This is a genomic window from Sphingobium lactosutens (assembly GCF_013393185.1).
Taxonomy (GTDB): domain Bacteria; phylum Pseudomonadota; class Alphaproteobacteria; order Sphingomonadales; family Sphingomonadaceae; genus Sphingobium; species Sphingobium lactosutens_A.
In genome coordinates this window covers 93,141-114,643 of the sequence record NZ_QJQX01000078.1, presented here as the reverse complement: position 1 = coordinate 114,643, position 21,503 = coordinate 93,141, and the positions used below count along the sequence as shown (strand labels likewise).

The 21,503-nt window shown below is 63.3% G+C and carries 12 protein-coding genes; 5 read left to right on the top strand and 7 right to left on the bottom strand.

Going from position 1 to position 21,503, the window contains the following annotated elements:
- The first annotated feature begins 54 nt into the window (after positions 1-54).
- Both DM806_RS22450 and DM806_RS22445 read left to right on the top strand, forming a co-directional pair.
- Entirely contained in the window at positions 55-1,680 is a 1,626-nt protein-coding gene (locus DM806_RS22450; protein ID WP_218647613.1) for a rhamnogalacturonidase, read from the top strand.
- Between the two features lie 10 nt (positions 1,681-1,690).
- Entirely contained in the window at positions 1,691-3,748 is a 2,058-nt protein-coding gene (locus DM806_RS22445; RefSeq protein ID WP_256869436.1) for a glycoside hydrolase family 2 protein, read from the top strand.
- Between the two features lie 52 nt (positions 3,749-3,800).
- Here DM806_RS22445 and DM806_RS22440 read toward each other — a convergent pair whose 3' ends face one another.
- Genes DM806_RS22440 through DM806_RS22430 form a run of 3 tightly spaced genes read right to left on the bottom strand, consistent with a single transcriptional unit; the run spans position 3,801 to position 9,768 of the window.
- On the bottom strand, positions 3,801-6,998 hold the full coding sequence (locus DM806_RS22440; protein WP_179045383.1) for an alpha-L-rhamnosidase: 3,198 nt from the start codon (positions 6,996-6,998) through the stop codon (positions 3,801-3,803).
- Positions 6,995-8,998 (bottom strand): right-handed parallel beta-helix repeat-containing protein, encoded by a 2,004-nt coding sequence (locus tag DM806_RS22435; protein ID WP_179045382.1) that lies wholly within the window; start codon positions 8,996-8,998, stop codon positions 6,995-6,997. Before DM806_RS22435 ends, DM806_RS22440 begins: the two co-directional genes overlap by 4 nt.
- A gap of 41 nt (positions 8,999-9,039) precedes the next feature.
- Entirely contained in the window at positions 9,040-9,768 is a 729-nt protein-coding gene (locus tag DM806_RS22430; RefSeq protein ID WP_179045381.1) for an SDR family oxidoreductase, read from the bottom strand.
- A 435-nt stretch (positions 9,769-10,203) separates the two neighbouring features.
- Here DM806_RS22430 and DM806_RS22425 point away from each other — a divergent pair, with 435 nt between their 5' ends.
- The 3 genes from DM806_RS22425 to DM806_RS22415 all read left to right on the top strand — a co-directional run bounded on the left by DM806_RS22425 (position 10,204) and on the right by DM806_RS22415 (position 13,288).
- The gene (locus DM806_RS22425) at positions 10,204-10,989 is read left to right on the top strand and encodes an SDR family oxidoreductase (protein ID WP_179045380.1); all 786 of its coding nucleotides are present in this window, start codon (positions 10,204-10,206) and stop codon (positions 10,987-10,989) included.
- A 62-nt stretch (positions 10,990-11,051) separates the two neighbouring features.
- Positions 11,052-12,212 carry an acyl-CoA dehydrogenase family protein gene (locus tag DM806_RS22420; protein WP_256869435.1) on the top strand — a complete coding sequence of 387 codons (1,161 nt, stop codon included), beginning with the start codon at positions 11,052-11,054 and terminating at the stop codon, positions 12,210-12,212.
- A gap of 32 nt (positions 12,213-12,244) precedes the next feature.
- Complete coding sequence (locus DM806_RS22415) at positions 12,245-13,288, top strand: helix-turn-helix domain-containing protein (protein WP_179045378.1); 1,044 nt, start codon at positions 12,245-12,247, stop codon at positions 13,286-13,288.
- Between the two features lie 27 nt (positions 13,289-13,315).
- On the opposite strand, the gene car is transcribed toward DM806_RS22415, so the two are convergent.
- From car to DM806_RS22395, 4 genes are all read right to left on the bottom strand, one after another.
- Entirely contained in the window at positions 13,316-16,864 is a 3,549-nt protein-coding gene (gene car, locus DM806_RS22410; RefSeq protein ID WP_179045377.1) for a carboxylic acid reductase, read from the bottom strand.
- 507 nt (positions 16,865-17,371) lie between these two features.
- Positions 17,372-18,028 (bottom strand): NADPH-dependent F420 reductase, encoded by a 657-nt coding sequence (gene npdG, locus DM806_RS22405; protein WP_179045376.1) that lies wholly within the window; start codon positions 18,026-18,028, stop codon positions 17,372-17,374.
- Positions 18,025-20,313: a 5-amino-6-(D-ribitylamino)uracil--L-tyrosine 4-hydroxyphenyl transferase CofH gene (cofH, locus tag DM806_RS22400; RefSeq protein ID WP_179045400.1), complete on the bottom strand. Its 2,289-nt coding sequence runs from the start codon at positions 20,311-20,313 to the stop codon at positions 18,025-18,027. Before cofH ends, npdG begins: the two co-directional genes overlap by 4 nt.
- A 368-nt stretch (positions 20,314-20,681) precedes the next feature.
- Positions 20,682-21,497 carry an enoyl-CoA hydratase/isomerase family protein gene (locus tag DM806_RS22395; RefSeq protein ID WP_179045375.1) on the bottom strand — a complete coding sequence of 272 codons (816 nt, stop codon included), beginning with the start codon at positions 21,495-21,497 and terminating at the stop codon, positions 20,682-20,684.
- Between the last annotated feature and the right edge of the window lie 6 nt (positions 21,498-21,503).

The window sequence follows — 21,503 nt, the reverse complement described above, 5'->3', positions numbered from 1 at the left end:
CTTAATCTCCCTCATTATATAATACGTCATACAACATAATGAGGGGATCGCATCATGAGCGGCGTGATCGAGCGCGCGGTTTTCAGCCGCCGCGCCATGACTTTGGGACTGGGCGCGGCCTTCGCCATGGCATCGGCGCCGGTCCGCGCGACGGGTTCGCTGAGTGGCTTCTACAACGTTCGCGACCATGGCGCGAAGGGGGACGGCGTCACGATCGATTCCGACGCCTTCAACCGCGCGATCGAGGCGGCGAGCGGGGCGGGCGGCGGCACGGTGGTCGTGCCGCCGGGCCATTATCTCTGTTTCTCGATCCGGCTGAAAAGCTACATCACCCTGCTGCTGATGCCGGGCAGCCTGATCGAGGCGGCCGATCCGCGACGGCACAAGGGACGCTACGATCTGCCCGAGGGCATATATGACGAGCAATATGTCGACTTCGGTGTCGCCCATTTCCACAACGCCCTGATCTATGGCGACGGCGTCACCGACGTCGCGATCGTGGGGCGCGGCATCATCCATGGGCTGGGCCTGGATCGGGAAGGCCCGGCGCCGCGCTGGCACGGCATAGAGGGGTGGAAGTCGCCGAAAGCGCAGGGGCTGTCCGCCGACGCTGCGCGCCGGGCGATCCCGCGCGAAATGGCCTATGAGGGGCGCGGCAACAAGGCAGTGGCGCTGCGCCGCTGTCGCAATGTGCTGCTGCGCGACTTCACCATCCTGCAAGGCGGGCATTTCGCCTGCTATGTGCTGGGATCGACCAATGTGACGATCGACAATCTGACCGTCGATACCGATCGCGACGGCATAGATATCGACTGCTGCCGCGACGTGCGGATCAGCAATTGCCTGGTCAACGCGCCCAAGGATGACGCGATCGTGCTCAAGAGCAGCTATGCCCTGCAGGAACCGGTTTTTTGCGAGGATGTGACCGTCATCGGCTGCAAGACCAGCGGCTATGATCTGGGGTCGGTGGTGGGCGGACGCTATCGCCCGTCGCCCTATCGATCGGTCGACGATGTGGGGGTGTTGGGGCGGATCAAGCTGGGTACCGATTCCGCGACCGGATTCCGCAACATCCTGATTTCGGGCTGCACCTGCGAGCATACGCGCGGGCTGCAACTGGGCGCGATCGACGGCGGGGTGCTGGAGGATGTGACATTCAGCGACATCAATCTGCGCAATCCGGTCAACCATCCGATCTTCGTGCGACTGGCGGCCCGCAATCGGGCGCCGCGCGGCAATGGTCCTTCAAAGGTGCGGCGGGTGCGCTTTTCTGACATCAATGTGTCGGGCGCGCCCGGTCCCTATGCGTGCGGCATTATCGGCAATCCGGGCGAGCCGATCGAGGATGTGAGCTTTTCCAACGTCCATGTCCGCTCGGCGGGTGGCGGGAGCGAGGCTGACGCGCGGAGGGTCATTCCCGAACGGCCGGCAAGCAGCCTGGAGCCGAGCTTCATGGGCGCTTTCCCGGCCCATGGCCTCTATGTCCGCCATGCCCGCAACATCAGTCTGCGCGACGTCAGCTTCGATGTCGAGACGGCCGACGCGCGCCCGGCCATCCTGTTCGACGACGTGCAGGGGGCGATGGTGGACGGCCTGCGTTCTCGCCAGCCCCGCGACAATGCGATCCGGTCGACCGCGAGCAGCGGCATCCAGATCGGCGACATCCAGACATTAAGCTGAAGGAATGACGATGCGCCATGGTTTCGCGCTTGCCCTGCTGTTGCCGGGCGTCGCGCACGCCGCCACCGAAACGCCGCTCGCCAATGGCTGGCGCTTCATCAAGGCAGACGCGGCCGGGGCGGAAGCACCCGGCTTCGATGATGGCGCATGGGCGCCGGTCAGCGTGCCGCACACCTACAATGCGGAAGATAGCGGCATCGGCGGGGCCAGGGCGCGGGGCGAGCCGGAGGGGGTCTATTACCGCGGCCCGGCCTGGTATCGGCTGGAGATCGGCCACAAGCCGCAGCCGGGAAAGCGATACCTGCTGCATTTCGGTGGCGCGACGCTGAAGGCCGACATCTGGCTCAACGGCCGCAAGCTGGGCGAGCATCAGGGCGGCTATGGCGCCTTCCGCCTCGACGCGACCGATGCGCTGAAGCCGGGGCGCAACCTGCTGGCGGTGCGGGTCGACAATAGCCGGGACACCCATATCGCGCCACTGAATGGCGACTTCAACATCTTTGGCGGCCTCTATCGGGCCGTGTCCCTGATCGAGAGCGACGCGCTGGCGATCGATCGGCTCGATCATGGCGGGCCGGGGGTGCAGGCGCGCACTGCCGCGCTCCACCCCCGCCGCGCGACGATCGACGTCGCGGTAGCGCTGCGCAACGATCGCGCTGCGGCGGCGCGCTTCACCCTCAGTAGCCGGATCGTGGATGCGAAGGGTAAAATCGTGGCGCGCTCCGTCGCGCCGGCGACGCTTGCCTCCGGTGCGAGCGATACGGTGAAGCAGACGATCGTGCTGCCCAATCCGCAACTCTGGGCGGGGCGCAAGTCGCCCTATCTCTATCATGTCGTGACCGATGTGGTGGAGGGCGGTCGCATCGTCGATAGCCAGACCGTGCCGCTGGGCGTGCGCACCATCGCGGTGAAGCCGGACGGCACCGTGCTGCTGAACGGAGCGCCCTATCAACTGCGTGGCGTCAACCTCCAGCATCCCACTCGCTTCGGACGCGGGCCGATCGTCACCGATGCGGAGATTGACGAGGATCTGGCGATCTTCGCCGATATGGGCGCGACCGCGATCCGCCTTGCCCATATGCAGCATCCCCCGCGTGTTTATGAGCGCGCGGACCAACTGGGGCTGCTGCTGCTGACCGAAGTGCCGCTGATCGACGATCATGATCCGTCGGATGCGTTTCGAGACAATCTGGTAGAGCAGATGCGCGAACTGATCGCGCAGACGGGCAATCATCCCTCGGTCGCGCTGTGGGGTATCGGCAATGAAATCCGCAAGTCGGACGCTGCCTCCAACCGAATCCTCGCCGAGTTGCAGACGACCGCCAAGGCGCTCGATCCGACGCGGCCGACTACCTATGCCCATTGCTGCCTGGAGGATAGCGATCCGATCGCGCAGCATAGCGATACCGTGTCCTATAATCGCTATTTCGGTTGGTACTGGACCAAGTCGGAAGATATCGGGCCATGGGCCGACGAACTGCATACGAAGCTGCCCGGCCGGCCGATCGGCGTCAGCGAATATGGGGCGGGGGCGAGCATCCTGCATCAGGAAGACCCGGTGGTGAAGCGGCCGGAATCCAACGGCTATTGGCATCCCGAACAATATCAGACCGATTTTCACATCAAGCATTGGCGCGAGATGAAGAAGCGGCCCTTCCTCTGGTCGACTTTCGTCTGGGTCGGGATCGACTTCCCCTCCTTCAAGCGCAACGAGGGAGACCGACCGGCGATCAACGACAAGGGGTTGGTGAGCGAGGATCGAAAGGTCCGCAAGGACGCCTATTATTGGTATCAGGCCAATTGGTCGGACGCGCCGATGCTCCACATCGCCAGCCGCCGCGACATTGCCAAGCGGACGCAGCGGGTGAAGGTACAGGTCTTTTCCAACCAGCCTGCGGTCGAACTGCGCCTGAACGACGGGGCATGGACCCGCGTGCCGGTGGAGGATCATATCGCGACTTGGGATATCGACCTCGCCAAGGGGGATAACCATATCGAGGGGCGGGTGCAGGCGGGTGGCAAGCTGCTGACCGACGCGGTGCGCTGGACCTGGACGACGCGGCCCTGACAGTAAAAGGGCCGCCCGAAGGGATCGGGCGGCCAGCGGGGGGGATGGGTATTCAGCGCGAGACGGTGAAGCTGTAATCGCCCGATCCGGCTTCCAGCACGAAACGGTCGCCGCGCGATCCGATCGGGCGGACGCCGGGTACGCTGTTGATTGCCTTGCCGCCTTCGCGGATCGAGTCAAAGGACTGGGCGGGCAGCCATATTTCTGCACGGCTGTTCGCCGGCACGCTGATCTCCGCTGCAAAGCCGTCCGTCCGGTTGCGCCAGTCGGTGCGGATCGGTCCCAGCACGCTGTCATAGCTGGCGCCGCCGCGCTCCAGCCGCTTGTCCAGCACCGGGTTGAAGCGCCAGGTCAGGAAACCGGCCGAGGTCGGATCGATCCCCGCGACCCGGCGGAAGATGAAGCCCGCGACTGCGCCCAGCGCATAATGATTGTAGCTGTTCATCGCGGAATCGACCATGTCGGCATTCCACCGCTCCCAGATGGTCGTAGCGCCCTTCGCGATCATATAGCCCCAGGAGGGGAAGGCGGTGCGCAGCAGCAGGTCGTAGACCAGCGCCTCCTCCCCCTGATCCGCCAACGCGTCGAGGCTGTAGGGCGTGCCGAGGAAGCCGGTGGAAATGAGCGTGCCGCGTCGGCGGATGTCGGCGACCAGCTTGGCCGTCGCCGCCGCGCGCAGCGGGTCGGGCACCAGGCCGAAGCGCAGCGCCACTATATAGCCGCAATGCGATCCGTTGCCGACGCTGCCGTCCGCTTTGACGAAGGCCGTGGCAAAAGCCGCCGCAATGTTGCGCGACAGTTGGCGATAGCGTTCGCCTTCGGGCTGGCGCTTCGATCCGAACGCCATGTCGGCCATGGCGTCGGCCGCATATTTCCACATGGCGGTGGCGATCAGATCCTTGGGCGTGGTTTCGTCGCTTGGCTTCTTCGCGTCGAGCGCGACCCAGTCGCCATAGTCGTAGCCGCGCAGGTTTCGCCAGATATGGTCGGGATTATGGTCGGACAGGAAGCGCATGTAGCGCGTCATTGCCGCCCAGTTGCGGTCGACGATGGCGGTGTCGCCATAGCGCTGCCATACCGTCCAGGGCAGGATGATGCCCGCGTCCGCCCAGCCCGGCGAAGCGCCCAGGGACAGGTCGCGCCAGCCGGTCGGCGCATAGTCGGGAAACTCCCCGCGCGGCCCCTGCGCGTCGCGCACGTCGCCCATGAAGCGATGGGTGAAGGGACCGACATCCATGGTGAAGGCGGCGGCATCCCAGAAAACCTGCGCGTCGCCGGTCCAGCCGAGCCGCTCGTCGCGCTGCGGGCAATCGGTCGGTACGCCGAAGAAGTTGGAGCGCTGGCTCCAGCGGCTATTCTGCCACAGGCCCTGAATGATGCGGTTTTCGACCAGCGGTTTGCCGGTTTCGGGCAGGGCGCTCGACAGGACGATGCCGGTGACTTCGTCGGCGGTCGGCGCGCGACCGAGGCCGCTCACCTCGACATAGCGGAAGCCGAAATAGGTGAAATGCGGCTGATAGCTTTCCCCCGCCGGATCGCCCCGGAAGGTATAGAGGCAGGCGGCCCGCGCAGCGCGCAGGTTGCCGACGTCGATCGTGCCGTCGGGATGCACTATCTCGGCGAAGCGTAATGACACGGTCTGCCCTGCCGAACCTTTCGCTTTCAGTTCGGCCCAGCCGGCGAAATTCTGGCCGAAGTCGATGACATGGCGGTCTTCGCCGACGCTGCGGATGCTGACCGCGCGCAGCCGGTCGATCGCGCGGATAGGCGGGGCGACATGCGCGCGCAGGCGGCAGGGAGGCGTCTGGCCGATCCGCACCGGCGTCCAGCCGGCCGCGCGGAAGCCGGGGCTGGACCAGCCGGGCTGTTCGCGCCGGGCGTCATAATCCTCGCCATAATAGATTTCCGCCTGGGTGATCGGCGTGTCGGTCTGGAGCTGCCAGCGATCGTCGGTGGCCACGATCGACAGGCTGCCGTCGTCATGTTCGACCTCCAGCTGTGCGAACAGGCGCAACGGCGGATCGCCAAAGGCATAGCGGCCGGCCGGGGCGTGATAGCTGCCATACCAGCCCTCGCCCAGCAGCGCGCCGATCGCATTGGTACCGGGGCGGAGCAGGGCGGTCACGTCATAGGTCCGCATCAGCGCGGTTTCGCGGAAGTCGCTGCTCTCGGGTGCAAGTTGGGCGTCGCCCACACGACGGCCGTTGATTTCCGCGACATAGGCGCCCAGCGCGGTGATGCGCAGTCGCGCCTGACGGACGGGCCGCTTGAGGCCGAAGTCACGCCGCAGCATATAGCCACCCGCACGGGGCCAGGCCTGTGGCTGGCTGGCGGAACGTTCGGCCTTGTCCCAGCCGGCGTCGTTGAAGGCGGTCGCCTGCCAGCCGTCGGGCGCATGGGTCGCGGTGCGCATCGTCTGACTGGTGATACGGCGGTCGTCCGCGCGGATCATCAGCGCGGCGGCGATCTCATGCATCCGGCGCTCATCGAAACCGGCGGGGTCATTGACCTGCATCGCCACGACATGGCGGCCTGCGGTCAGCTTATGCGTAGTTTCGGCAAGCGGTTCCGCGCCGAAGCGATGGGGACCGGGGGCGGGAAGGGCAACGGCCGTCCCATCCAGCCAGAGCAGCGGGGCCTTGTAATTGCAGATGGAAAAGAGGCTGATTTCGCTTGCGACCGGCAGGTCGAAGGCGAAGCGGAACTGGCGTGGCGACTTGTCCTTCGTCCGGTCGCCGCGCATCCAGTGCAGTCCCGCCGCCCGGTCCGCACGCTCCTGATCGGTCTGCGCCTCGATCCATTGGGCCTTCCAGTCGGCGGGATCGAGCAGCCCCATTTCGAAACTGGCGATCGGGCTGGTGGCGCGCACGCCGCGATCGTCCCGCACCAGCACGCGCCACCAGACGCGTTGGCGCGACCGGAGCGGCGCGCCGAGCCAGCCCATGTCCATGCTCTTGTCGGTCAGCACTTCGCCCGCATGCCAGAGGTCAGGCGTACCGGCCTCCAGCAGGGCGCGGCTGCTTGCGGCCTGCACCTCGCAACGGGTTTGGCGGACGGCGCGGTCGCGGCTCTCCAGCCGCCAGGACAGGCGCACATCCTGCTGGTCCAGGCCGATCGGGTCGACCAGCCCTTCGGCGCGAAGGTCGATGATGCGCAGGTCGCCGCCTTCCTGCGCCTTCGCCGCGAAGGCGGGCAGGCCGGCGAGCGCGCCCGCGCCCTTCAGCAGCGTGCGGCGACGGATCAGGCTCATGGACGCACCCCCGCTTCATCGATGACTTTCTGCGCGTCGGCCGGCCAGTCGCGATTGGGCAGCAGCATGTTGTCGCGCGACACATTGCCGATTTCCTCCAGCCAGCGCCCGCCTGTACTGTTGGAGATATGCCAGTTGCCGGTCGCGATATTGTCGGTCGAGATGCGGCGCTTGTACATTTTGCCCGCCGTATTGATGTTCAGCCATTTGCCGCGCGTTTCGACGACATTGCCGGTGACGCGGAAATGCTTCGATCCTTCGTCCAGATAGATGCCGATCCTGTCGCCAATGTCGAAAATATGATTGCCGCGCACGATCGCATTGGGATTGGCGGAAAGATTATAGATCGCACCGCCATCCATGAACCAGCTCTTCACGCCATGGATGCGGTTGCCCTCGACCAGCGTATCGCGCAGCGTCGTCGGCGTTATATATTTGACGTTGTGGACATAGCCCTTGGCATTCTCGTCATAATTGGGATTGCCGCCGGCATCATTATAGCCCCAGCCCCATCCGACGGCGATGCCATCATAGGGCGCGTCGCTGATATCGTTATGGACGATGTGTGCGCCGCTGACATAGGTGGTCAGGATCGCGGCATTATCCTTATAATCCTGCGACACGGTGGCGACGATATTATCCTCGATCATGATGTCGCGATTGATGAGCGCCGCGTCCTGTGGATGATGCGCCTCCACTCGTATGCCCCCGGCCATGATTGCGCCGCCTGACAGGATTGCAAAGCGGTTGCGCGCAACCCGGATGTTGCTGGTGGCGAGGCCAACGCCCGATAGATTGGCATTGGCGTCATTGCCGATGCCAAGCCCGATTTGGCCCAATTGAGAGAACTGGTTCCGTTCAAAGACAATGTCGCGCGCGGCGGACACCTGCACCGCGGCGGGCATCTGGTTCCATTTCTGACGCATCGATTCAAATTCGACGCATCCCCAACCGCACGTTTTCCAAGCATCGGCCGGTCGGATCGGGGACGTTTCGGCCAGAAACGACCCACTCTGCTGATTGGCGTAACCAGTGGCGCGCGAGGCTCCGAGCCAACTCGTATGGGAGAAGCGCAGCCCTTCGAACCGCAGTCGCTCGACCGGCGCATCGGGCGTGCCGCTGATCGACACCAATGTCTCCAGTCGGGGCAGGACGACGCGGCGCTTTGCTATATCCTCGTCCAGCCCCATGCGCAGGTAGAGCTTGCCCGCCTGCGGATCGATCACCCATTGATAGGGCTTGCCGTGCCACTCATTGGTCTTGCCGACGAACTCCAGCGCATTGACGAGGAAAAGCCGGCTGTCCTGCGGGAAGATCGGCTTGGTGATCGTGTCATAGCCCCAGCTATTATTGTCCCAAGCGGGCTGGGCCATGGTGATGCGGCTACCCTCGATCGCTTTCACTGGGGAGATACGATCGGTGAAGAAGCCCGTCGCCTCCAGCTCCAGCCGGTCGGGGCGCTGGAGGGTGGAGAGCCAGTTGAGATCGGGATTGCTGATGTGGAAGCCGGTGGCGTTGAACGCGACGTCCGACGCGCGAATCTCGATCCAGGGACGCTCGGCCAGCGTGTCGTCGACCCAGAGCTGGCGCGTGTCGATCCCCTTGGGCACGTCCGCGACATAGAGGCGGCGCTCGGCATCATAGGATTTGAAGCCGCTCACTACCTGCCCGCCGGACAGCATCGGATGGGCGCCTTCGGCCGCCCGCCAGGTCACGCCATGGCCATTCAGCCCGCCATCGGCGCGGCGGAAGAGCAGGGGGGCATCGAGCGCGTAGATCCCATCGGCGAGGATGACGGTGACATCGCGCTTCGCGTTATTCTGTCGCACCAGAGCCTGCGCGCGAAGGAGTGTGCGCACCGGCCGTGCTTGCGTGCCCGGCGCCTTGTCATCGCCGGAGGGCGAGACATGAACCAGCATCGGTCCTTCCTGCGCGCGCGCCGTTACCGGCAGCGCCATCGGCACCATCGCCGCCAATGCCATGCACAAGCTGCCCTTCATATATACTCTCCTCGTCGCGCTCTAGGTCGGCGCTTATGTGCTCAGTTGACCCAGCCACCGTCGATCACGTTTATGGTGCCGGTGGTGAAGGCGGATTCGTCCGAGGCGAGATAGACCGCCAGCGCCGCCAGTTCCTCGACCCGGCCGAAGCGGCCCATAGCCTGGCGTGCGGTGAACTCGGCATAGGCCTTGTCGAAATCGCCAGTGTCGTGCAGCCGCTGGATCAGCGACGGCGTCTCGACTGTGCCGGGGCAAATGGCGTTGCAGCGTATTCCTTTGGTCACGAAGTCGATCGCCACCGACTTGGTGAGGCCGATCACCGCCGCCTTGGTTGCGCCATAGGCGAAGCGATTGGGCACCGCCTTGATGCTGGAGCAGACCGACGACATGTTGATGATCGATCCGCCGCCGCGCGCGATCATGTTGGGCAGGACCGCGCGGATCATCCGATATTGGGCGGTGACGTTCAGGCTGTTGGAAAAGGCCCAATCCTCTTCCCCGCAGTCGAGGATCGTGCCGGGATGCACGAAGCCGGCACAATTGTAGAGAATGTCGAGATCGGGATGGTCCGCCGCAACAGCCCTGACCGCTCGGAGATCGGTAACGTCCAGCGCGCGTACCTCCACGCTATCAAGGCCGGCCATGGCCTCAGCACGAATGTCGGTGGCAATGACGCGCGCGCCTTCCCGCACGAAGGCTTCGACCGTGGCGCGGCCGATCCCCTGTCCCGCCGCCGTCACCAGCGCCGTCTTGCCTGCCAGACGTCCCATTCCGCTCTCCAGTTTGATAATATGTATGATGTTTAAACGCGTCCGAAGCAGCCTGTCAACCGGCGACGATGATCCGCCCGCTGTCGCCCTATGACGAAAGGCAGGAGCGGGGTGACGGCAGGTCGCTGATGGCGGCCTTGGTTCGTTCTAGCGGTAAGCCGTCTACCACGTGTTCGAGGCGGAAAGCGGGGCCAGCGATTTTCGCAGCAGCCGGAAAAAGAGGCTTAAATAGTATTTTGGCATATGATATTAAGGCGTACCAAAAACATGAACGGGGCAATGATGACGGCACTTGTTATCCTGATCGGCATCGCTGCTGTGGTTCCCCGCTGTCGTCCTGGTCGTGCCATGCTCATGCCCGGCAGGTGAATGGAGCTGCCCTGCGTCCCCACCCGCGTTTGAGAGCCGGATAAATCGGTCAATTAGGAGAAGATGATGATCGGATCATTGGATGATAAAGCTGTCATTGTGACTGGCGCGTCCAGCGGAATTGGCCGTGCCATTGCGATTGAACTCGGCAAGGTTGGCGCTGAACTGTGGCTGGTCGGCCGCAACCAAGCCGAACTGGATGCGACCGCGCAGATGATATGCGATGCCGGCGGTCCGGGCGCCCACACCGCTCCGATGGATCTTCGCGAACGGGGGCCGCTTGCTGCGCTGGTCGAGAAGGTTGCCGGCCAGCATCCGCATCTTTTCGCGCTCATCAACAATGCCGGCGTGATGTATCCGGAACCGATTTTGAGCGGTTCGGTCGATCGCTGGCAAGCCATGCTGGACATCAACGTCATGGCTATGCTCGAAGGATGCAAGGCCGCCGTAGAGGCCATGCGCATCCATGCCAGGCCTGGCCATCTGATCAATGTCGGTTCGGTTCAGGCGCGTTTCGAGGTTCCCGGCGTCTATGGCATTTCCAAGCAGGCGGTCGAGGCGATCGGCGTTTCGCTGCGCGAGGAACTGGAGCAGGACGATATCCGCGTCTGCACCATCATTCCGGGCGGGTTTGAGACCCAACTTGCCCGTGGTTTCCGGCAGGAGGAACTGGCGCGCGTGGCGTCTTCTTTCGAGAGCAGGGGGGTGGCTTTTGGCGGCGACGGCGCGCATCGGCTGGTGTCCGATCCGCAGCATATCGCCAATATCGTCCGCTATGTGCTGGAGCAGCCGATCGACATCAATTTTCAGGAGATCCTCATCCGGCCACCGGTCAGCACCAAGGCGAGCTGAGCGAGGGGCGCGCAAGTACGCTCCTTTCAGTCGTTGAAGGAAACATCCGAGGGAGGATGAAAATGGAACTTTCGCCCGAACATCTGGCGATCCGGGAAGGTGTCAAGAAGGTCGTCGATCGGTTCGACGACGATTATTGGTCGGCCTGTGAAGAGGAAAAGACATTCCCCTTCGAATTTCACAAGGCGATGGCGGATGGGGGTTGGCTGGGCATCACCATGCCGGAGGAACTGGGCGGCGCCAATTTGGGCGTCACCGAAGCCGCCATCATGATGCACACCGTGACATCGGGCTGCGGCGGCTATAATTCGGCCAGCACCCTTCATCTCAACATCTTCGGCCCGCATTCGGTGGTGGTCCATGGCACGCCGGAGCAGAAGGAGCGAATGCTGAAGCCCCTGATCGCGGGCACGGACCGCGCCTGTTTCGGCGTGACTGAGCCTGATGCGGGGCTGGACACCACCAGCATCAAGACCTTCGCGACCAGGGTGGATGGCGGCTATCGCGTCACCGGTCGCAAGATATGGACGTCTTCGGGGCAGGTCGCCAACAAGATCCTGCTGCTGACCCGCACCACGCCCAAGGAGCAATGCAGGAAGCCGACCGACGGCATGACCCTGTTCTACACCGATCTCGACAAGTCGCAGATCGAGGTACGGCGCATCCCCAAAATGGGCCGCAACGCCGTCGATTCCAACGCCACCTTCATCGATGATTATTTCGTCCCCGAAGAGGATCGGATCGGTGAGGAAGGCAAGGGCTTCCACTATATCCTGCACAGCCTCAATCCTGAGCGCATCCTCGTCGGCATGGAAGCGGTCGGCTTTGGGCAGAATGCGCTGTCCCGCGCCGCGCAATATGCCCGCGAACGCAAGGTGTTCGGGCGGCCCATCGGCCAGAATCAGGGCATACAGCATCCGCTGGCGAAGAACTGGATCGAGCTGGAGAGCGCCTTCTGGATGGGCATGCGTGCCGCCTACCTCTATGACGCGGGCAAGCCCTGCGGCGCGGAGGCGAATGCGGCGAAATATCTGGGCGCCAAGGCCTGTTTCGATGCCTGTACGCAAGCGGTGATGACCCATGGCGGCATGGGCTATGCGAAGGAATATCAGGTCGAGCGGCTGTTCCGCGAGTCCATCCTGCCGCGCTTCACGCCGATTACGGAGGAGATGATCCTTAACTTCATCGCCGAGAAGGTGCTGGATTTGCCCAAATCCTATTGAGGATGTGCAGAAGACAGGGAGAGGAAGGCCAGATGGCCCGGTTCGACACAGGCATCTATTCCGCGCGTCAGGTTTCGGATCAGATTAGGATCGTGAAGCGGGATGCCGTCCATCCCAGCGGGCCAGCCTCTCTATCGGAAATATTGTTGCAGGATCTGCGGGTGGAACGCGCGCATGCACAAATCCTGATGATCCGTCAGGATGCGAAATGGCGCATGCCCGCGATCCAGTTGCCGGTCCTCTACACGGTTCTGGAAGGAGACATCCGGCTGGAGATGGCCTATCAACCGTCGATTAATCTGATAGCCGGTGACAATGTCCTGATCTTTTACGGAGATGCGCATCTGTTGGGGAAGGGGCCGCTCACCGTGGCGGGGATGGCACCGTCCGTCCATAATCCCATGCCGGAGCTGGTCGAGCGCCGACGGGTGGGCCAAGGTTCCGATCAGGCGGTGGTGCTGCAATCGGTGCTGGAACTGACCTATGTTCGCAAAAATGCGCATGTGAGCCGTGCGGCACCCGACCTGCTCGTGCTGCATGCGCCGACGGACGCCAATAGGGAAGCGCCTTTCAAATCCTTTTCCTATTCGGCGAAACAGCTTGCACATGATCTGGAGGGACCGGGATCGCTCGCGCTGGTCAGCGCTTTTGCCAATATGCAGCTCTGCCATGCGCTCAAACAATGGTCGTCGCGGCTGTGGGGCGAGAGTGTCCATGACGTGCGTTGCCCCAATATGCGGCGGGTGGCGACCGTCGTCAGGGAAATTCGCGCGCATCCCGATCGGCCTTGGTGCGTCACTGACCTCGCCCGGCATGTCGGCCTGTCCCGATCGGCCTTTGCGGCGGCTTTTCATGAGATAGTCGGCGAAGCCCCCATCGCTTTTCTTACTCGGACACGTATGGAACGGGCTGCGACGCTGCTGCGCACCGATTCCCTCAGCATGTATGAGGTTGCGCAGCGGGTGGGCTATCCGATCGAAAGCAGCTTTGCCCGCGCGTTCAAAAGGCATTGGGGCGTGCCGCCCCGCAGCTTTTCCGACAAGGCGGAAGGAGAGGCGGCGGCGACGGGTCGCTAAAGCGCCGCCGCCTCCATCCTGCATCGATCAGGCAGCCACCATCGCAGGGGGGGCGATCAGGCCGCGAGCGCACAGGTCATCGAGATATTTGTGGATATAGGCTTCGCCCAGCTGCGGAATGTCCGGCCCCACCTTGAGCGTGCGGACGCGTGCGGCAAAGTCCGTGCTCGTCAAGGGGCTGGCCCCCGGCGAATGCGGTTCCGCAAAATGGCCCAATATGTTGATGGAGCTATGGTGGCGCTCCGCCTCGGGGAGGTTGCGCAGCTTGTCCTCGAACCGCCGCATCCATTCGGCGTGCGGAGCGATCCGCGCGACCTGATAGCCCTTCGATGCGATCCAGCCGACGAAGCTGTCCAGCGATACGCCATCATCATGAGCGTTCACCATATTGAAGCTGCTGAACCCGTCATAGGGCTGGGCGCCGATCCCGACCATGACCGCCGCCAGGAAATCGACCGGAAGCCCGTCATAATGGGCGCGGCACGGCTGGCCGTCGGGCGTCAGCGTGTAGAAGGACTGGGGTGCCAGCCCGGTCTGCACGACGCTGTAGAGCAGCCGCGTCATCATGTCGGTATCATTATATTGCCCGATATAGCGCGAATGCGGCATGATCATGTTCGGGCGGAAGACATTGACGGGCAGGCCGAACAGGGCATGCGCCTCCCGCAGCAGAACCTCGCCCGCCCATTTGCTGGCGCCATAGCCCGACGCGTAGATGTCGGTCAGCGGCACAGTATCGGACACCGTGCGCACATCCATTGATTCCGGTGCGGCGGTCAGTTCCGGCAGCATGAAGGGCACAGCCACCGTTGAAACATAGTCGAACCGCTTGAGCCGGCCGGTCAAGGCGAGCCGGATCAGTTCGGCCGTCCCGGCGACATTGGGTTCGAACAGATTCTGATAGGACAGCCGGTGGTTCACCAGCGCGGCGGGATGGACGATATGGTCGATCTGCTCGGCCAGACGATCTAACTGCACTTTGCCCAATCCCAGTTGCGGCAGCGCCAGATCGCCGCAGACCATTTCCAAATGGCTGGACGCCAGCGTGCGGAAGCGATCGAGCAGGATTGCGTCCCCCTTGTCGAACATCGCCTCGATCCGCGCATAGGCTGCCTTGCTGTCCTTGCCGCGCCCCAGGCAATAGACTGTGCCGCCGCTGTGGGCCGCATAGTCCAGCCATTCGAGGCATAGGAAGCGGCCAAGGAAGCCGTTGGCGCCGGTCAGCAGGATATTGCGGGCCTGATCGACGGGCGGCTGGGCATGGGATGCGGCGGTCAGCACCCCTTCATCGAGGAATTTGTGCAGTTTGAGGTCGGATGCGTGCAGCATGCCGTCATCCAAATGGACATCGGCAAATTGCACGCCCTCACCGGATTGCAGCCGCTCGATATGGTCGGCCAGCCATAGCACGCTGGCAGCCGGGTGCAGGATCGCGCTGACCGCGACCGAGATTTCGAACATTTCCTCGAACAGCAGCGACAGGCCGACCGCGCCCAGCGAGTCCCCACCCAGATCGCCATAGCTGCGCGGATCGGTCGGATCGACGACTGCCAGGCCCAGATTGGCCTTGAAGGCGCCAGCGACGCGCTCGGCCAAAGTGCCGGTCGCGCTTTCGCGCAACCGGGCGAGTTCTGCCTGCTGCTGCTTGTCCATATCCTCATATATGGCCTCTAGCCGCTCCATGTAGCGCCGCTTGAGATTGGGGCGCAGCGGCTTGCGGGCGCTGGAGAGGAGGCCGTTTTCGAGAGTGAAGGACTCAGTTTCGACGATTACGTCGCGCGGAATCTCGAAATTCTTGAGCTGCGCCTTGCGGGCGACTTCCTTGAACTCGTTGAGGATGAGGGTGCGCAGTTCCGCCTCCGTCGCCGCGCGACCAAGCTGGGCCTGCGCGACACTCACATCAGGCACCACCACCGCCAGTAGGTAGGAGCGGTAGGAGCTGCCATAGACGAAGATCTGGTCGATCAGCGCGCTATTGCCCAGATAGGCGGTTTCGAGAGGGCCGACGGCGACGAACTCGGCCTGGCTCAGCTTGATGACATTGCCGCGCCGATCCACCCAGACCAGATGATCCGGCCCGCGCTGTTCCATGATATCGCCGGTTTTCAGGAAGCCGTCCTCGGTGAAGACCGATGCAGTTGCCTCCGGGCGTTTGAAATAGCCCTGGAACATCTTGGTCGTCTTGACCAGCAACTCGCCGCGCGGGAAGGGTTTGTCGGTGGTGTAATAGCCCAGCTCGGGCACGTCGAGCAGCTTATATTCGGTAATCATGTGCGGGGTCAGCCGGTTGGCGAAGGTCATTGCCGCCGCACCCGCCTCCGTGCAGCCATAGCCTTCGATCAGCGGCATGTCCCAGCATTCGGCGATGAAGCGCCGTACTTCCGGCGCGGTTGGCGAACTGCCGACGCCGCCGCCGCACAGGCGGTCGCCGAGATAGCCCGCGCGCATTTCCGCGCGGACGGCGACGTCGGCTGATTCAGGTTGCTCGCCTGCGGCAATGCGGCGTTGCAGCTCCGACTGATAATGCTGATAGATGATTTCGCAGACGCGCGGGATGAAGAGGATCGACGTCGGCCGCACGATGCGGAAATCGTCGAACAGCGTCGACATGTCGCTCTTCAGCGTGAAATAGGCCGTGCCGCCCTGCGCCAGCACGCCATGCACCATGTTGCGCCCCATGAAATGGTTCATCGGCGCATAGGCGACGGCGACCGTGGGCAGATAGGTGCTGATCGTTTCGGACCAGAATTGCGCGCTGATGGCGTCATGGATGATGGCGCCCTTGGGTGTTCCGGTGCTGCCGGACGTGTACATGATCATGGAGACTTGATCCGGCCCGGCCGCCGGTTCGGGCGGCGGTTGATAGGTGAAGCCCTGACCATATTCGATGGCGTCGGCCAGCGAGATGAGCGCGATCCTGCCCTCTGCCGCCAGCCGCTGGCGGGCGGCGGCAACGGCTTCACTTTCTTCCGATATGCGTTCGTCGAGATCCAGGATGATGAGGCTGCGGACGCTGTCGGCGCCCATCGCATAGCCGACGGCGAGGTCCAGATTGTCGATCGTCGCCGCTATGGTGACGGGCGCCGTGTCGGCTAGGATGCCTTGCATGTCCGGCGCGGGAAGATTGGCCTGAAGCGGAATGGATATGGTCAGCGCGTAATTGCAGGCGAGGTCCAGCGTCGCCATTTCAGCGCCGGTGAAGGCGATGAAGGCGATATGATCGCCCGGCGCGGCGCGATGATCGAGGTGATGCCGCCAGAAATTGGCCAGCGCCTCGACTCGGTGGCGCAGTTCGTCATAGCTGATCGTGTCAAAGCGGGCTTCATATTTGCGGACCGTCCGGCCGCTGGGATCGGTCACGGCCTCATGATGGCGGGTGCCCAACGCCGGGCGATCGGCATAGCCCGAAAGCACGGTGCGGATGATGTCGCGATAGCTGGCGCCCGGCGCATTGATCGCGCGCGTCACATTGTCGTCGGGAGTCCTCGTTCCAATCTCCGCGTCCTGAGCGATCAGCGCCTGCATGCGCGCACCGGCCCGGTCGAAAAGATATCGCTGATCGAACTCGCTCGCCATCATCCTGTCCTTTGTTGGTGAAGAGGCATATTTGCCGTGGCGAAAATCATATCTGCGGCGATCCATGTTCGCCAAGGTCGGCGGACCAATGAAATCATGCCGAGCCTCTTCGATACTATGCCGAAACGCCGCCACCCTTTTGACGGTCATGAATAACCTGTCCGAAGGGGCGATCCAAGATTCGGCACTGCCGAGCGCGATGGCGTAATGGTATCAACTTGTGGTGTTGCGGGTGATAGTGCGCCAGAAACCCATCTTTGGACTTTCCATGCTTCGGCAGTTCTTGGGCGACAGCCAAGCGGATTTGATAGCGGGGCGATGCGCGCACCGTGCAGGCCGTTACCGGCCACAATGTCGACCAGCGCCGTTGTGTTCAGCACGTCGACGACCAATGTGCCAGTCAGAGGCCGCGTGGCATCATTACTGCGCGCGAACCTTATGAATTCGCTGTTCCATGCCCCGATTTTCCCGTCGAGACTCTTTCATCCAGCATGCAAGTCAGGGTCGTCAATCTTCAGGGGCGATAAGGTCGCCGGTGATACGGATGCCTGCTCCATCGACTTTGTACGTCTTGTTGAGGAAGATCAGGATCGAGGTCATGGCCTCCGCCGCCGCCGAATTCGCCAATGCCCCGGCATGGAGGCCGCGCAGACCCATCATATCGGCGAGCTTCACCACTTCGGCTCGTGCTGTCTTGTCATCGCCGAAGACCAGCACGTCGCAGCCGACATCGGCATCGGTTATCAGCTTGTGCGCCGCGACATTGTGGAAAGCGGAGACCAGCCGCACATCCTCGCCCAGCGATGCCTGCGCTCGCTGGGCCGCGCTGCCCTCCGCCGGCAACTGCACACGCATGACGCGGGGTGGAACCAGGGGAACGGTGGTGTCGACGACGATCTTGCCGGATGCGTGCGGTGCAATGTCCTGCAGGGTCGTTTCCTGCGCCGCGAATGGAACGGTGATGATGATCAGCCGGGCCGCTGCGGCTGCTTCTGCATTGGCGAGGCCGGACAGGCCGAACCCCAATTCTGAGGCCGCCGCTTCGGCGGACGCCGCCAGGCGCGAGCCGATGACGACGGAGCGGCCCTTCCTGGCGAGCCGGCGGGCGATGGCGCGGCCCAGATTGCCCGTTCCGCCGATCACGGCGATCTCGTAGTTGCTCATGCCGGCTCCTCCATCGCGACCCGGGCCGACACCTCGCCATACAGGGTCGTCCTCTGACGGAGCTGCCGGCCTGCCCGATCGGTTATCGCTGTCATCCACGCGATATCCCTGCACTGCCCCTGCGCGCCGCCGGCTGCGCGGGTAATCGATTCATCCATCAGCGTTCCTCCCAGATCATTGACGCCCGCGGACAGCATGGCAGCTATGCCGGCTTCGCCCAGTTTCACCCAGCTCGCCTGAATATTCGGGACAAGTGGATGCAGCACGAGCCGCGCGACCGCATGCATCAAAAGGCACTCTCGCGCGCTCGGCCCGGATCGCGCCTGCCCCCGACGCCAGTTGGGCGCCTCCATATGGACGAAAGGCAAGGGCACGAATTCGGTAAAGCCGCCCGTGTCAGCCTGAAGATCGCGGATCGCCAGCAGATGGCGCGCCCAATCATCATAGCGATCGACATGGCCGAACATGATTGTCGCGGTGGTGCGCAGTCCGATCCGATGCGCGTTGCGCATCACCTCCAGCCACTGCGCGGTGGTCAGCTTGTCGGGGCAGATGATGGCGCGGACCCGATCGTCCAGTATTTCGGCGGCGGTGCCCGGCAGAGTATCAAGGCCGGAATTTTTCAGTCGCGTCAGATAGTCGTGCAGCGACAGGCCCAGCGTCGAGGCTCCATGGCTGATCTCCAGTGGTGAAAAGGCATGGATGTGTATGTCCGGTGCCGCGCGTCTCACCGCTTCCACGATGGCGAGGTAGGTATTGCCGTCATAGTCCGGATGAATGCCGCCTTGCAGGCACACTTCGGTTGCGCCGCGGGTGACGGCTTCCGCGGCGCGGTGGCCGATTTCCTCCAGGTCCAGCCTGTAGGCAGGGCCGCGCAGGGTCTTCGCTGTCCCTTTGGAAAAGGCGCAGAAGCCGCACCGATACAGGCAGATGTTGGTATAATTGATGTTCCGGTTGATGACGAACGTCACCTTGTCGCCTACAGTCCCGCGGCGCAGTTCGTCGGCAGTGGCGACCAGATGGCTGACCTCCGGGCCTTCCGCTTCGAAAAGGCGCACGATGTCCGGGACGTCCAGCCTTTTTCCGGCGATCGCGCGACCGACAATGTCGTGAAGGATCGCGACTGCTGCGCCTGTCCCTTTCGGCAGCGGCGCTGGCATGTCGTCGCTTCCGCCCGGCCGCCACATCTCCACGATCGGCAGGCCGCGTCCATCGGTTTGGCGACGGACACTCGGCACGAACGCGGGATCGAGCCATTTCTCCGGCTCCAGGGCATGAGCGGGGCCGATCGCCAGCCGCTCGCGCAACGTTCGGCCGGCGGCTTGGGTGGCCTGTTCCAGGCGCTCAAGATGTGGCCAGGGGGCTTCGGGATTGACATGGTCGGGTGTTACCGGCGACACGCCGCCCCAATCATTCACACCGGCGCGAAGCAATGCGCCTAGCGCCTCGGGTGCGTGCAGGTTGGGCGGCGCCTGGATTGTCATCCCCGGCCCCAGCAGCAACCGCGCCATGGCGATGGTCCATAAATGCTCTTCCAGCGTCGGTTCGGGGGCGTCGGCCATGCGCGTACCGGGCTTTGCACGAAAATTCTGGACAATCACTTCCTGTATATGCCCATGCCGGGCGTGACTGTCGCGCAATGCGATCAACGCCTCGACCCGCTCACGCCGGGTTTCCCCGATGCCAATCAGGATGCCGCTGGTGAAGGGAACCTGCGCAATGCCCGCTGCCTCGATCGTGGCGAGTCGGGCAGACGGTTGTTTGTCCGGCGATCCATGATGCGGCATTCCCTTCTCGCACAGCCGTTCGGACGCGCTTTCCAGCATCAGTCCCATAGACGCGGCGACTGGCCGCAGCATGGCGAAGTCCGACGCCATCATCAGTCCGGGATTGAGGTGCGGGAGCAGGCCGGTTTCCGCAAAGACAAGTTCCGCCATGTCGCGCAGCAGCGACAATGTGGTTTCCTGCCCCTGTTCGTCGAGTGCGGCGCGCGCGCTGCTGTATCGAAGTTCCGGCCTATCCCCCAGCGTGAACAACGCTTCCCGGCATCCCGCCGCAGCCCCGGCGCGGGCAAGTGCGAGAATCTCGGTGCGCGGAAGATAGGGGCTGGCTGTGCGGGACGGCGGGATGGCAAAAGTGCAGTAGTGACAGACATCGCGGCACAGCTGGGTCAGCGGAATGAATATCTTGCGGGAATATGTGACGAGCGCGCCCTTGCCCGCCAGCGTCATCGCCTCGCTTGCCGCAAGAAGAGCAGAAAGATCGAACCGCTCAGCAACATCCATCACGGCCGCTGCATCCAGGGCGCCCAAATCCGGAATTATGGAAGCACTCGCGGTGCCGCCGCCATTTCCGTGTCTAGCCGACATCGGTCCCTCCTGGATCGTCATTTTAGTTCGGGAAGTATATTATGTGCATGCATTCATTATGCGGCTTATCTTCTGTTAGCAATAGCCGGCTCGGGCTTCTTCCGCCTTCGGCAGGTGCTGTTTCCGCCCATTATAAGTCGCAGCGAGACGCGCTCAGAGCTATCCCTAAAGGCGCCTTTGCGATATCCACATGCCCGCTTTCGCTCAGCTCTCTGGGACTTTTTGCCTCCTATGGCCGTCCACGTCAGGAGCATTTCCATGAAGCGAAATGCAAGCTGGCGGGATTACTGGGTCGATGGGAAGGATGTCGGCCGCTTTTCCAGAAAGGCTCGTACACCCTCCGCGAAATCGGGATCGCCCACGCACGCTACGATCCCAGCCGTCTCCGCATCCAGAATTTCGGCCAATGTCTGATGCGGGGCGTCATTCACCATTTTCTTGGCCGTCTTGATCGCAAGCTGCGGCGCACGGGCGAGGCGACGGGCGACCTTCATGGCCTCGTCCTCCAGCGCGTCGGCCGGCACGATATGGTGCAGGATTCCAAGGCGCAGCGCCTCCCGCGCTTCCACTTTGGCGGCGGTCATCAGCAACATGCGGGCCATGCGGGTACCCACGACTTGCGGCAACACCGCAGTCACCCCGGCATCGGGGGACAAGGCGACCCGCTGGTGAGCGAACACAAAGGCCGCCGTTTCGTCCCCGATCGCATAATCGGCAACCAGCGGGTAGAAGAGGCCGGCGCCCGCAGCCGCACCGCGGACCGATGTGACGATGGGTCGGTCGAAGGCCGCAATGGCTTCCACCAGCTTCCGCGCCAGCGGCAGGCGGCGCGCGAAATCGGCCTGACGGGTTTCCACATCCTGTTCAATCGATTTTGCAAAACCGGCAATGTCGCCGCCGGCCGAAAATACCTTGCCCTCGCCGCGAACCAGAATGCACCGGACTGAGGGATCGGCCTGCGACGCGTGGAACAGATCGATCAGTTGCGGAACCGTAGTCTTGGGGATGGCATTGCCCGATTGGGGCCGGTTGAAGGACAGGCGCAGCACGCCGTCCACCAGTTCGACGAGATAGCTCTGATCTTCCGCCGATTGGATCATGATGCA